This window comes from Pseudomonas sp. HN2 (genome assembly GCF_020736465.1).
GTDB classification, from domain to species: Bacteria; Pseudomonadota; Gammaproteobacteria; order Pseudomonadales; family Pseudomonadaceae; genus Aquipseudomonas; species Aquipseudomonas moraviensis_A.
Genome location: NZ_CP085885.1, coordinates 171,171 through 184,235, shown reverse-complemented (window position 1 = coordinate 184,235; position 13,065 = coordinate 171,171). Strand labels below are relative to the sequence as shown.

Genomic DNA, 13,065 nt, shown 5'->3' with positions numbered 1-13,065 from the left:
ATCTGAGCCTTTTCGCGCAATTTTTTTTACATGCCGCGCCTCATGCCAGACGATACATCAAACTGACCCCACACTTTGATGGCCCAGCCCGGTCACTCAAGCATCTCATCGACAAACATCGGCCACTTGAATAAAGCGGGGGCTCGTTCAACGGTTCTTGGCAGCATCGTAAACGCTGCTGCGTTCGCGCTTGCCAACCGCTAGCACGGAAACCACGACTCGTTCGTCGATGACTTGGTAAACCAATCGATATCCCGAGGCTTTGAGTTTGATTTTGTAGCAGTCGGGCATGCTGTGGAGGGCGTCAGCCGGGATTCTGGGAAGCTTCAGCCTCTCACCCAGCTTCTTTTTGAACTGCTCCCGCAACGTATGACCCAGCTTGTTCCACTCTTTGTGCGCAGACGGCAGAAACTCAAGCTTATAAGTCATCCAGGCTTACCGAAATGGGCGTTTCGTGGAGGCGCGAACGAACGATGTCAGCCAGCTCAAGATCATCAAGCCGCTCCATCATCGCTTCGTAAACCTCGGCCGGCACCATATAACCCATGACGCGATTGTGGTTGAGGACAGCGACGGCCCCCCCATGTGCACCGTTCAACACGGCAGTAGGATTTTTCTTTAGTTCAGAGACACTGACAGCCATATCGGCAAGAACACTTTGCATAATAAGGACCTCAAATTAGGACGTGATTTTGGTCTATTTATGCTTTCTTCCGCAATATCAAATTCAACTGATCCACCACCTCCGCCCAATCCGCATCATCCAGAATCTCCTCGCGCAGAAACTGCGCCTGACTTTCCGTCCAGAAAAACGCGTCGGCCAGATGCAAATCCGGCTTGAGCGGGGAATGGCTGGCGATGAACTGATCGATGCTGATCGCGTCGTGAGGGAGGCCGAGTTGTTTGAACAGGGCCGGTAGGCTGTGCTGCGGATTTTCCATGATGCAACTCCTCTGCAATTCAGGTCCGGCGTCACGCCGTTTGCTGCAGTGGAGTTGATCATAGCTGTCGCTGTGGGTTCAGGGCCTGGCGACGTCCGGCGAGCCTGCGGCCAGTTGCGCTGCCGGATAGACCGACTGCCATCCGCCGCCCAGCGCCTTGTACAAGCCGACCATCGCCAGGGAAACGCCGGTTGAGCTTTCCACCCATTGTTCCTGCGTGGCGAGCAAGGCGCTCTGCACGGTGAGGACGTTGACGAAATCGACCACACCCTCGACGTACTGCTGCTGCGCGGTGCGCAGGGCGATCTGGTTCTGGCGCACGGCTTCGGCGAGGCTGTCGCGACGGCGCTGGCTGGCGTTGTACGCGGTCAGTTGATCGTCGATTTCATGCCAGGCCCGCAGCACAATCTGCTGGTAGGCGATGGCCGCTTCCTGTTGTTGGGCTTCGCGCAGCTGCAGCATGCCGCGCAGACGTCCGCCGTCGAACAGCGGCAAGCTGAATTGCGGGCCGATACCAAAGGCGCGCGAGCCCCATGAACCGAAATCGCTGAGTTGCAGGGCCTGCGATCCGAGGTTGCCGGACAGGGTGATGCGCGGATAGAAATCGCCCTGGGCCACGCCGATATTGGCGGTGGCGGCGTGCAGACGCGCTTCGGCCTGGCGGATATCCGGGCGGCGTTCGGCCAAATCAGACGGCAGGCCGATGGCGACTTGCAGAGGCGACTGCGGAACCGCCGCGTCTGTGGATAACGTTTGAGCGAGGGCTTGCGGCGGTTCGCCCATCAACAGACTGATCGCGTTGATCAGTTGCGCCTGACGCTGCTCGAGCGCTGGCAGTCGTGCTTCGATGGCGGCGACTTGCGCGGCGGCCTCGGCGACGTCGAGATCGGTCGCCACGCCATCGGCCAAACGCAGCTGCGAAAGTTTCAGGCTGTGCCGGGCGACGTCGAGGTTCTGCTCGGTGACGGCACGGGTGTTCTGCACCCCGCGCAGCTGAATGTAGTTTTGCGCGGTGTCGGCCAGTACGGCCAGCAGCACACCGCGACGATCGTTTTCCGCCACTTCGAGGTTGGCATCCGCGGCCTCAGTTTCACGACGCACGCGGCCCCAGAAATCCAGCTCCCATGAAGCCGAGAAACCGGCGTCCCAGAGGTTGAAGGCCGAATCACCGTTATTCCCCGATGGATCGTTCAGACCCTTGCCGCTGTTGCGTTTGCGTGCGTAGCTGCCGGTGGCGGCGCTGTTCGGATAACGCTCGGCGGTGATCACCTGGCGCGCGGCGCGGCTTTGTTGCAGGCGGCTGCTGGCCAGTTTGAGGTCGAGGTTGCTATTGAGCGCGCGCTGAGTGAGCGCGGATAGCTGCGGGTCCTGAAAAGTTTCCCACCAGCGTTGGTTCAGCGGTTCGTTGACGGCCTGGCTCGGGGCGGACTGGGCGGGTTTGGCCCAGTCGGCGGGTTGAGTGGCTGCGGGTTTCTGGAAGTCCGGGCCGACGGTACAAGCGCCGAGGCTGACTGCAAGCAAGGTACTCAGAGTGTGTTGCTGCCACTGGCGTTTTCGCGAGCAGGCTCGCTCCCACAGGGGGAACGCATTACAAAATGTGGGAGCGAGCCTGCTCGCGAAGGCGACAGCCGATTCAACACCGATCATCGCTGCGTCACCTCACGCTTGGATGCTTTTGAGCTGGCGGTATCAATACTCGCCTCGACCGACATCCCCACCCGCAAGCGCTCGGCCAATGGCTGGCCCGGCTCCAGCATGATCTTCACCGGAATCCGCTGCACCACTTTGGTGAAATTGCCCGTCGCGTTATCCGGTTTCACCGCCGCAAAAGTCACGCCCGTTGCCGGGGCGATGCTCTCAACGCGACCGCTCAGCGCTTCGCCGCCCAGGCTGTCGACCCGTACCTGCACATCCTGCCCCGGCTGCACGTCGGTCAATTGGGTTTCCTGAAAATTGGCAACCACATACGCCTGCTGCAACGGCACCACCGCCAGCAGTTTGCTGCCCGGCGTGACGTAGGCGCCGACACGCACTGCACGTTCGCCGATCATGCCGTCCTGCGGCGCGGTGATGCGCGTGTAAGACAGGTTGAAACTGGCGATTTCCAGCGCCGCCTGCGCGTGTTTCAGAGTGCCTTCGGCGGCGTTGCGCTGGGCAGTGAGGATTTCGACCTGCTTGCGTTCGGCCGCCAGCTTCGCCGTCGCGGTGTCGAGGCGTGCCGAGGCCTGATCGATGCGCGTGCGTGCCTGTTGCGCGTTCTGCACGGTGCCGGCGCCGACCCCGGCGAGGTGGTTGTAGCGGTTCAGTTCCTGCTGCGCGAAAGCCATTTGCGCTTTGGCCGAGACCACTGCAGCCTGCGCCTGAGCAATCAGCGAAGCCTGCCGTTCCAGGGTCGCGTTGGCGTTCTGCAACTGCGCCCGCGCGACCAGGGTTTGCGCATCCGCCGCTTCCGCAGCGGCGCGCAAATCGCGGTCATCGATCAACGCCAGCAACTGCCCGGCCTTGACCTGTTGGTTGTCTTCGACCAGCACCTGTTTGATGAAGCCGGCAACGCGCGGCACCACCAGCGTGTAGTCGGCGGAGACGAACGCGTCGTTGGTGGTTTGCTCGGTGCGGTTTCCGAACAGTCCTGGCATCGCCAGGTACACCAGCACGCCCACCGCCAATGCGGCAGCCACGGCTACCGCGAGTTTTTGCTTGGATTGAGTCATAAAAAAACCTTCAGTTTCAGTGCAGCGATCAGGTCGGCGCGCGCGGTGGATAAATCCGCGTCGGCAGCCAGAAAATCAGCAGGATCAACGCCACGGCGACGCCAGCCATGCACACGTAGAGGTCGGACGAAGTCAGCACCACCGCCTGCTCGTGCAGGCGGTGAGCGAGGCCCGGATCGCTGTGATCGGCCAGCGGCGAATTGCCGAGGCTGTCGACCAACATGGTCGAATGGAAATGCAGGCGCGAGGTGGTCAGCGCTTCGATCACGCCGGTAGCAACCACGGCCGCCAGCCCCTTGACGGTGTTGAACCACGCTGACGCGAAAGGCCCTTCCATCGGCGAGATACTGCCGGTCGACAACATCAGCAGCGGCAACACCGCCATCGGCTGGCCGAAAATCTGCAGCCATTGCAGGACGTAGAAATCGTCGCGGATCCACTGCGACGTCAGGTGCGAACCGCCCAGGCAGGACAGCGCAAGCATGCCAAGACCAATGCCAAGCACCCAACGGCAGTCGACCCAGCGCAAGTTGCACAAAGCCGCCACCAGCGGCAGCGCGATCAACTGCGGCAACGCGGCGATGAGCATGATCGGCGCGGTTTGCGCCGGACGATAACCCTGCACCTGCGCTAGATAACTCGACGGAATCAGCACCACCGCCAGCAGTACGATCAACACACCGGCGAGGGTGATCAGCGCGAACATCAGGTTGCGGATGCCGAGCATCTGCAGCTTGAAAAACGGAATCGGCTGCGACCATTCATTGATCAGAAAAGCCACCAGCAGCAGCGAACCGGCACCGAGCAAGGCGCAGATCAAACTTGATTCGAACCAGTCCAGCCGATTGCCCTGCAACAGGCCTATGACCAACATGCAGATCGCCGGAAAGCCCAGCAGCAAGCCTTTCCAGTTGAATGACTTGAGCCGCTCCAGCCGCAGCGGATCCTGCGGCAAGCCGTAGGCCACGGCAGCCATGGCGATCAGGCACGGCACGATGATCTGCCAGAAGGTCCATTGCCAGCCGACGTATTCGGTCCACAGGCCGGCCAGAGGCGTGCCGAGTCCCGGACCGAACGTCGCAGTCAAGGCGTAGCCGGCCAGTCCGTAGAGTTTGATGTTGGCGGGGAGAAAGCGCAGCGCGACGGTCATCAACATCGGCGGCAGCGCGCCGCCGGCCAGGCCCTGAAGGATGCGCATCAACAACAGACTTTCGTAATTCGGGGCGAACGGGCACAGCACGCCAAGCAGGGTAAACAGGCCGATGGCGCAGAGGGTGAAACGGCGCAGCGAGAAGGTCACCGAGCACCACGGCGCAAAGGCCATGGCCGCGACCGACGTGGCGGTGTAACTGGCGACGAGCCAGGTGCCTTCGTCGTAACCGATGTGCAGCGCACCGCGAATATCAGCGAGTGCGACTTTGGTGACCATCTCGTTGAGGCCCGAGACCAGCACGGCCAACAGCACGCCGACCAGACCAATGATGATCCGCGCCCCGAACACCGGTGGCGCAGCCGCCGTCGCCGGGCTGGTCGCGGCAAGCGGCGCCGTGACCGTCAGGGATGTCATGAATGAAAACTCCGGGGGTGAAAATACCGGAGCATTTTAGTGGGGCTTGATGCTGACGAAAATTGACTTATTGGCAGGTTATAAGTGCATCAGACACAACGATTATCCCCTGTAGGAGTGAGCCTGCTCGCGATGGCGGCGCACCAGTCGCCATGTTTGGAGACTGACACAACGCTATCGCGAGCAGGCTCACTCCTACAGGGGATTTGTGCGCAATTCGGGATTATGGCTGTGCGGCCAGCCACGTTTCATCGCAGCAGGTCTTGAGGGTTTCGCGCAGCCAGCGGTGGGCCGGGTCCTTGTCGAAGCGCGGGTGCCAGGCCTGGGTCAGCATCAGCATCGGCAGCGGAATCGGCAGGTCGAACGAGCGTAGTTTCAGCCCCAGCCGCCGTACGCTGAGCAGGGCCTCTTTGGGCACCGGCAGGATCAGGTCGGAGTCAGGCAAGGCAAACATCGCCGCATGAAAACTCGGCGCGATGACCGCCACCCGGCGCTCCAGCCCCAGTGCGTTCAGCGCCGTATCGATCGGGCCGCGAGCAATGCCCCGGCGCGACATGCTGATGTGGGAAAACCCGGCGTAGCGTTCGGCAGTGATTTCGCCATCGAGCAACGGATGGTTCTCGCGCACCAGGCCGACGAAGTGGGTGGTGAACAGGTTCTGCACTTTCACTTCCGGCGTGAGCGGACGGGTATTGCTGACGCTCAGATCGATGCGCCCTTCGCGCAGCGCCTCATCGTCGCCGTCACCTTCCGGGACGAAGCGCAATTCGCAATGCGGGGCGAGCTGGTCGAGGGTGTCGAACAGCTTGCCGCCGTAGACGCCGACGAAGAAATCATTGGCACGGATGCTGAAACGCCGGCGCAAGGTGCCCAGCTCGACGCTGTCGGCGGAGCGGAACAGCAGCGCCGCCTGCTCGACCACGTCGCGTACCTGTTCGCGCAGCTCAAGAGCTTTGGGTGTCGGCACCAGACCGCGCCCGGCGCGGACCAGAATCGGATCGCCGATGGCTTCGCGGATCCGCGTCAGCGTGCGGCTCATGGCCGCCGGGCTGAGGTTCATCCGCCGCGCCGCGCCGACCACACTGCCCTCGTCGAGCAAGGCATCGAGGGCGACCAGAAGGTTCATGTCCGGGAGTTGCATGCTGAGCACTCTTGGCTGATCTGGATTGATCTGTGCGCAATGCTAGCAAACATACTCAAGAGTGGCGGTGCCTTTGAAAAAGCTATCGCGAGCAGGCTCACTCCTACAGGGGAACGCATTTCAAATGTAGGAGTGAGCCTGCTCGCGATTGGGCCAGCCGGCATACCATTGTTAACGTTGCATACCCCAACGCTTGACGGTCACACGCTCGAGGGTATCGAACACCAGGTTTTCCACCAGCAAGCCAATCAGGATCACCACCGCCAATCCGGCAAACACCTTGTCGGTGTACAGCTCATTGCGATTCTGAAAGATGTACCAGCCCAGCCCGCCCTTGCCACTGGTCGCGCCAAACACCAATTCGGCGGCGATCAAGGTGCGCCAGGCGAACGCCCAGCCAATTTTCAGACCCGCGAGAATCGACGGCAGCGCCGCCGGGATCAGGATGAACAAGACCAGGCGCAAGCCCTTCAAACCATAATTGCGTCCGGCCATGCGCAGCGTCTCGGAGACGCCGAGAAATCCGGCATAAGTGTTCAGCGCCAGTGCCCACAACACCGAATGCACCAACACGAAGATCAGGCTGTTCTGCCCCAACCCGAACCACAACAATGCCAGCGGCAGCAGGGCAATCGCCGGCAACGGGTTGAACATCGAGGTCATCGTACTGAGCAGATCACGCCCCAACTGGGTCGAGACCGCCAATGTCGTCAGGGCGAACGCGAGAACGATGCCGATCAGGTAGCCCTTGATCAGCACCACCAAAGATATCCACACCTTGGCCAGCAGCTCGCCACTGAGCACACCGTCAAACAAGGCCTGTGCGGTTTGCAGAAAGCTCGGCAGCATCAGGTCGTTGTTCTGAATCCGCGCGACAACTTCCCAGATAATCGCCAGCACGATCAGGATCAGGCTTTTGCGCAGCCAGCCCTGTTGCCACAGGCGCGTGCCAAGCGGCAATTCGCGCTCGACCGGCACTGCGGTCAGCGGCTCGAGCACGGTTTCGAATTCTTCACGCACGGATGATGAATGGCTCATCGGGTAGTCCTCCTGGCCGCTCAATAGGCGATGCGAATGTCGTTGAAGTCATGCTCACGTTCGGTCTCCGGCGCCTGGCCTTCATCGAACAGCAGACGATGAATGCGCCGCGCCGATTCCTGAAACGCCACGCCACCGAGGCTGTGCAGATCGTATTGATGGCTGTGCACTTCGGCGCGCACCCGCCCCGGATGCGGCGACAGCAACAGGATGCGATTGCCCACCACCAACGCCTCTTCGATCGAGTGGGTGACGAACAACAGGGTGAAGCGCACCTCTTCCCAGAGCAGCAGCAATTCCTCCTGCATCTTGCGGCGGGTCAGCGCATCGAGTGCAGCGAAGGGTTCATCCATCAAAAGGATTTTCGGCTGCATGGCCAACGCTCGGGCGATCGCCACCCGCGCTTTCATGCCGCCGGACAAGGTGTGCGGATAGGCGTCGGCGAATGCCGCCAGGCCGACCTTTTCCAGATAGTGCAGCGCGCGTTCTTCCGCGTCCTTCTTGTTCAAGGTGCGCGAGGCCAGCAACGGAAACATTACGTTCTGCTTCACGGTTTTCCACGGCGGCAACTGGTCGAATTCCTGGAACACCACAATGCGGTCCGGCCCCGGTGCGTCGACGCGTTGACCTTGCAGGCGGATCTCGCCTTCGCAGGGCTGGATGAACCCGGCGACCGCTTTGAGCAGGGTGGATTTGCCACAGCCGGACGGGCCGAGCAGGACGAAACGATCCGCCGGATCGACGGCGAAACTGACCTGGTGAGTGGCGCGCACCACGCGTTGCGGCGTGCGGTATTCGAGGCTGACGTGATCGACGGCCAACAACGCTTCGCTGTGGGCGATCGGGTTGCTGGCCGCGTGGCCTGGCAAAGGGGCGTTCATGGTCGATCTCCGGCAAATCAGAAAGGCGCGTCGCCCTGAATGGTCGTGCGATACAGCTTGCGGCGCAGATGCGCGGGGCAGCCGGCGGCGAGGTGGATCAGCGAACGGTTGTCCCAGAACACCAGATCGTGGGGTTCCCACTGATGGCGGTAGATGTTTTGCGGCAGCACGCTGTGGGCGAAGAGTTCGGCGAGCAGCTGGCGACTTTCGTCTTCCGGGAGGCCGACGATGCGCGTGGTGAAGCCTTCGCTGACGAACAGGGCCTTGCGACCGTTTTCCGGGTGGGTGCGCACTACCGGGTGCACTACTTCTGCGACCTGGGCCAGTTGTTCCGGGGTCAGGGTCGGGCGCCAGTTGCCTTCGAATTTGGTTTCGCTGTAGCGCGCGGTGTAGGAATGCGCGGCGGAACGCCCTTCGACCGCGTTGCGCAACGCAGCGGGCAGGTTGTCCCAGGCTTTGTGCATGTCGGCAAACAGCGTGTCGCCGCCCTCGGAGGGCAGCTCTTGGGCGTGCAGCATCGAGCCGAGACTTGGCAGCTCTTTATAGGAAAGATCGGAGTGCCAGAACTTGCCGGCGTCACCGAGACCGATGTTCTGGCCGTTCTCGATGATGTTGGAAACGATGAGAATTTCCGGGTAATTGGCCAGCAGGAACTGCTTGAGCACGTGGATCTGCAACACGCCGAAGCGACGGCTGAAATCGATTTGCTGTTGCGGGGTGATCTGCTGATCGCGAAAGACCACGACGTGGTGATCCAGGTGCGCGCGGTGAATGCGCGCGAAGTCCTGATCATTGACCGCTCGGCTGAGGTCGAGGCCAACGATCTCGGCGCCGACGGCACCGCTGAATGGACGAATTTCGAAAACTTGTGGCGCGGCAGTTGCGGCGCTTTCGGTGGCAGTAGCGGCGGACATCAATCATCTCCCACGCACGGCGCGCTCACGGACGCGCACGTCGATCAGACACTCACGCTGGATTGCGTGTCGGTTCAGGGCGTGCGGCGCGCCGATTGGTCGGCAGGTACGCAGGTGGGTGACTTTATAGCTATAAGAATTGGAAATTAAATACCGTTAATGAATAACGATATGACGAAGGGTAAGGGCGTGGAGTGACGATTTTTGTCACTTCCCGACAGAGATGCGGCGCTTGGGCTAGCGCTATCGCGAGCAGGCTCACTCCTACAGGGATCGCATTCCATCTGAAGAAATGCAATCAACTGTAGGAGTGAGCCTGCTCGCGATGAGGCCAGCGAGGCCACTGGAGATCAACGCTCGTGCAACGCTTCAGCCCGCGCCCGAATGATCGGCTTCAGCAAATAGCTCAACACCGATTTCTTGCCCGTGATGATATCCACCGAAGCAACCATCCCCGGAATGATCAACAGCGGTTTGTCGTCCGTGCCCAGATGACTGCGCTCGGTGCGCACCTTGATCACGTAATAGGTGGTTTTCTTGTCTTCGTCGGTGATGGTGTCGGCGCCAATCTGCTCGAGTTGTGCCTTCAGCCCGCCGTAAATGGTGTAGTCATAGGCGGTGAATTTGACGATCGCTTCCTGCCCCGGATGCAGGAACGCGATGTCCTGCGGACGGATCTTGGCTTCGACCAGCAGGGTGTCATCCAGCGGCACGATTTCGACCATGTCGCTGCCCGGCTGGATCACGCCGCCGATGGTGTTGACCAGCAACTTGTTGACGATACCGCGCACCGGCGAGGTGACCAGCGTACGGCTGACGCGGTCCTCCAGCGCCTTGCCGGTGGCCTGGGCCTTGTTCAGATCGGTGCGCGCTTCGTTGAGCTGAGTCAGCGCTTCGCTGCGGAATTTGCCGCGGGTTTCGTCGATCTTGCGCTGCACTTCCTTGATCGCCGATTCCGCGCGCGGAATGGCCAGCGTGGTCGCATCGAGCTGGCCACGGGTCTCCACTTCGGCACGCTTGAGGCGCAGCACTTCTACCGGCGAGACCGCGCCCTGCGCCACCAGCGGCTCGGACATGTTGATTTCCTGACGCTGCAAGCCGAGCTGCTGACGGTACTGCGCTTGCTTGGAGCTGAACTCCCGCAGCTCCTGCTGACGCTGGATCAGCTGCTCCTGCAGGCCGCCGATTTCATCGTGCAGTTGCTGACGCCGGCTGATGTACAGTGACTCTTCGCTTTTCGCCTGGCCCGGCACCGCTTTGAGCACGTCTTCGGGGAAATTCAGCGGACGATCATCGACTTCCGCGCTCAGGCGCTCGACCCGCAGCAGCATCGACAGGCGATCGGCCTCGGTTTCGCCGACGTTAGAGGCAAACCGCGTGTCGTCGAGACGAATCAGCGGCGCGCCGGCCTCGACGATCTGGCCTTCCTTGACGAACAGTTCGGAGACGATCCCCCCCTCCAGGTTCTGGATTTTCTGGATTTTCGACGAGGGAATTGCCTTGCCGTCGCCCTTGGTCACTTCATCGATCACCGCGAAGTTGGCCCAGAGCATCAGGAATACAAAGAAACCGATAATCGCCCAGATGGTCAGGCGCACGACGCGCGGGGCGTCTTCGATCAGCGCTTTGTTGACCTCAGGCAGCGGTTGGCCCTGCAGCGAGGCAGAACCCTTGAAGTAGCGACGGATCGACTCCTTGACACCGGACTTAAGCAACACTGATCTGCCCCTTCTTCAACGCTTCCATCACGGCGGCTTTCGGGCCGTCGGCGAGAATCTGCCCGCGATCGATCACCAGCAGGCGATCGACCAGCGACAACAGCGATGCCCGGTGCGTGACCAGCACCACGGTCTTGTTTTCGACCACCGCCGCGAGGCGTTGCTTGAGGCGTTCTTCGCCGGTGTTGTCCATCGCACTGGTCGGCTCATCCATGAGCAGAATCGGCGGATTGAGCAACAGCGCACGGGCCAGGGCGACGTTCTGCCGCTGGCCGCCAGAGAGGTTCTGTCCGCGTTCGCCGACTTGCAGCTCATAGCCCTGCGGGTGCAGACGAGCGAATTCGTGGACGCCGGCCAGTTCGGCCGCCTGCAGGACAAGCTCGTCTTCGACGTAACGCGCGCCGGACACCAGGTTGTCGCGCAGGGTGCCGGACAGCAGTTGAATGTCCTGTGGCACGTAACCGATATTGTAGCGCAGTTCGCTGACGTCGATCTGGCGGATGTCCACGCCGTCGACCAGCAACGCACCGTCGTCCGGTTGGTACAGACCGACCAGCAATTTGGCCAGCGAGCTTTTGCCCGAGCCGCTGCGGCCGATGATGCCGATCTTCTCGCCAGGCCGGATCACCAGGTTGATGTTCTTCAGCGCCGGGTTCTGTTGATCCGGGTAGGTGAAGCTGAGCTGACGGCATTCGATCGCACCCTGCAGAACCTTGCGGCTCAGCGGGCGCTCTTCGAAATTGCGCTCCTGCGGCAGCTCCATCATCTGGTCGACGGAGGTCATGGTCACCCGCGCCTGCTGATAGCGCGTGAGCAGACCGGACAGCGACGCCAGTGGGCTCAGCGCGCGGCCACTGAGCATATAGCAGGCAATCAGCCCGCCCATGCTCAGGTTACCGGCGATGATCTGGTACACGCCGAATACGATCATGATCACCCCGGCCAGTTGCTGGATCAGCAAGGTGATGTTCATCGCCAGACCGGAGAGCATTTTCACTCGCAGCTCGAGACGGCTGAGGGTGCCGATGGTCTGCTCCCACTGATACTGGCGCTCGCTTTCGGCGTTGTTGACTTTGACCGCGTCCAGACCGGCGAGGGTTTCGATCAGGCTCGACTGGCGCTCGGCGCCCAGCGCCATGGTGCGCTCCATGGTCGCGATCAGCGGCTTCTGCAAGGCGTAGCCGATCAGCAGCGCAATCGGGAATGCCAGCACCGGAATCCATACCAGATGCCCGCCGAGAATGGCGATGACGATGAAAATCAGGATGGTGAACGGCAGATCGATCAGGCTGGTCAGGGTCAGCGAGGCGAGGAAGTCGCGCAGGCTCTGAAATTCATGAATGTTCTGGGCAAAGCTGCCGACCCGCGCCGGGCGGTATTTCATCGCCATGCCGACGATGCGCTCGAACAGCGTGGCGGAGATGATCAGGTCGGTTTTCTTCCCGGCCAGATCCAGGCACAGACTGCGCAGGCTCTTGAGGATCAGATCGAAGATGTAAGCGCCGGTGATGCCCAGCGCCAGCACCCACAGGGTCGCTTCGGCCTGGTTCGGCACCACGCGGTCGTAGACGTTCATCACGAACAGCGGCGCGGCCATGGCGATGATGTTGATCAGGAAACTCGCGGCGATCGCATCGGCGTAGAGCCAGCGCGAACGCTTGAGGGTGTCGCGAAACCACGAGCGTGCCCGCGGGATCAGCGTGCCGTGGTTGACGTCGAATTTGTGCTGCGGCTGGGCGAAGAACACTTTGCCGGTGTAATCGTCGGTCAGCAGTTCGCGGCTGACCACCGATTCGCCGCCATCGCTTTCGCTGAGCAGCACCCGCGCATCGTTTTCGCCCTGCCAGCCGAGCAGGACGGCACTGCGGCCATCCTTGAGCAGCAACAGCGCGGGCATGGCGATCGCCGGAATCTCTTCGAGCTTGCGCTGCAACACCCGCCCCTGCAGGCCGGCGCGAGCCGCTGCGCGGGGCAGCAACTCGACACTCAAACGTTGTTTGGGCAGCGGCAGGCCGGTGGTCAGCATCGCTGCGCTGGCAGGCTTCTGGTGCAGCATGCACAGGGCGAGCAGACCATCCAGCAACGGATCGTCATGCAACGCGCGTGGATCATGGCTGAGTTGAACTCGACTGACTTCTGATTCCACGCTCGACA

General features: G+C 61.5%; 12 protein-coding genes. All 12 read right to left on the bottom strand.

Features of this window, described 5'->3' with window-relative positions:
- Positions 1 to 147 precede the first annotated feature (147 nt).
- Positions 148 to 429 carry a type II toxin-antitoxin system RelE family toxin gene (locus LIS66_RS00790; RefSeq protein WP_042610152.1) on the bottom strand — a complete coding sequence of 94 codons (282 nt, stop codon included), beginning with the start codon at positions 427 to 429 and terminating at the stop codon, positions 148 to 150.
- Positions 419 to 664 carry a type II toxin-antitoxin system Phd/YefM family antitoxin gene (locus LIS66_RS00785; protein WP_041477418.1) on the bottom strand — a complete coding sequence of 82 codons (246 nt, stop codon included), beginning with the start codon at positions 662 to 664 and terminating at the stop codon, positions 419 to 421. The genes LIS66_RS00790 and LIS66_RS00785 overlap by 11 nt, the downstream gene beginning before the upstream one ends.
- Before the next feature lie 37 nt (positions 665 to 701).
- On the bottom strand, positions 702 to 941 hold the full coding sequence (locus LIS66_RS00780; RefSeq protein ID WP_064361654.1) for a DUF2789 domain-containing protein: 240 nt from the start codon (positions 939 to 941) through the stop codon (positions 702 to 704).
- A gap of 78 nt (positions 942 to 1,019) precedes the next feature.
- The gene (locus tag LIS66_RS00775; protein ID WP_227973409.1) at positions 1,020 to 2,588 is read right to left on the bottom strand and encodes an efflux transporter outer membrane subunit; all 1,569 of its coding nucleotides are present in this window, start codon (positions 2,586 to 2,588) and stop codon (positions 1,020 to 1,022) included.
- On the bottom strand, positions 2,585 to 3,652 hold the full coding sequence (locus LIS66_RS00770) for an HlyD family secretion protein (RefSeq protein ID WP_227973408.1): 1,068 nt from the start codon (positions 3,650 to 3,652) through the stop codon (positions 2,585 to 2,587). Before LIS66_RS00770 ends, LIS66_RS00775 begins: the two co-directional genes overlap by 4 nt.
- Positions 3,653 to 3,680: 28 nt before the next feature.
- Positions 3,681 to 5,219, bottom strand: a complete 1,539-nt coding sequence (locus LIS66_RS00765) for an MFS transporter (RefSeq protein ID WP_116658917.1) — start codon at positions 5,217 to 5,219, stop codon at positions 3,681 to 3,683.
- 223 nt (positions 5,220 to 5,442) lie between these two features.
- A complete protein-coding gene (locus LIS66_RS00760) occupies positions 5,443 to 6,360 on the bottom strand; it encodes a LysR family transcriptional regulator (protein ID WP_227973407.1) in 918 nt (305 codons plus the stop codon).
- A 171-nt stretch (positions 6,361 to 6,531) separates the two neighbouring features.
- Complete coding sequence (locus LIS66_RS00755) at positions 6,532 to 7,398, bottom strand: ABC transporter permease (protein WP_065615317.1); 867 nt, start codon at positions 7,396 to 7,398, stop codon at positions 6,532 to 6,534.
- A gap of 20 nt (positions 7,399 to 7,418) precedes the next feature.
- Entirely contained in the window at positions 7,419 to 8,279 is an 861-nt protein-coding gene (locus LIS66_RS00750; RefSeq protein WP_042610147.1) for an ABC transporter ATP-binding protein, read from the bottom strand.
- 17 nt (positions 8,280 to 8,296) lie between these two features.
- Entirely contained in the window at positions 8,297 to 9,193 is an 897-nt protein-coding gene (locus tag LIS66_RS00745; protein WP_227973406.1) for a TauD/TfdA dioxygenase family protein, read from the bottom strand.
- A gap of 350 nt (positions 9,194 to 9,543) precedes the next feature.
- Positions 9,544 to 10,911: an HlyD family type I secretion periplasmic adaptor subunit gene (locus LIS66_RS00740; protein WP_042610145.1), complete on the bottom strand. Its 1,368-nt coding sequence runs from the start codon at positions 10,909 to 10,911 to the stop codon at positions 9,544 to 9,546.
- Positions 10,901 to 13,057 (bottom strand): type I secretion system permease/ATPase, encoded by a 2,157-nt coding sequence (locus LIS66_RS00735; protein WP_042610144.1) that lies wholly within the window; start codon positions 13,055 to 13,057, stop codon positions 10,901 to 10,903. The genes LIS66_RS00740 and LIS66_RS00735 overlap by 11 nt, the downstream gene beginning before the upstream one ends.
- Positions 13,058 to 13,065 lie beyond the last annotated feature (8 nt).

Coding starts and splice junctions, on each gene's coding strand:
- LIS66_RS00790 (WP_042610152.1), bottom strand. CDS start 429: ATGACTTATAAGCTTGAGTTTCTGCCGTCTGCGCACAAAGAGTGGAAC.
- LIS66_RS00785 (WP_041477418.1), bottom strand. CDS start 664: ATGCAAAGTGTTCTTGCCGATATGGCTGTCAGTGTCTCTGAACTAAAG.
- LIS66_RS00780 (WP_064361654.1), bottom strand. CDS start 941: ATGGAAAATCCGCAGCACAGCCTACCGGCCCTGTTCAAACAACTCGGC.
- LIS66_RS00775 (WP_227973409.1), bottom strand. CDS start 2,588: ATGATCGGTGTTGAATCGGCTGTCGCCTTCGCGAGCAGGCTCGCTCCC.
- LIS66_RS00770 (WP_227973408.1), bottom strand. CDS start 3,652: ATGACTCAATCCAAGCAAAAACTCGCGGTAGCCGTGGCTGCCGCATTG.
- LIS66_RS00765 (WP_116658917.1), bottom strand. CDS start 5,219: ATGACATCCCTGACGGTCACGGCGCCGCTTGCCGCGACCAGCCCGGCG.
- LIS66_RS00760 (WP_227973407.1), bottom strand. CDS start 6,360: ATGCAACTCCCGGACATGAACCTTCTGGTCGCCCTCGATGCCTTGCTC.
- LIS66_RS00755 (WP_065615317.1), bottom strand. CDS start 7,398: ATGAGCCATTCATCATCCGTGCGTGAAGAATTCGAAACCGTGCTCGAG.
- LIS66_RS00750 (WP_042610147.1), bottom strand. CDS start 8,279: ATGAACGCCCCTTTGCCAGGCCACGCGGCCAGCAACCCGATCGCCCAC.
- LIS66_RS00745 (WP_227973406.1), bottom strand. CDS start 9,193: ATGTCCGCCGCTACTGCCACCGAAAGCGCCGCAACTGCCGCGCCACAA.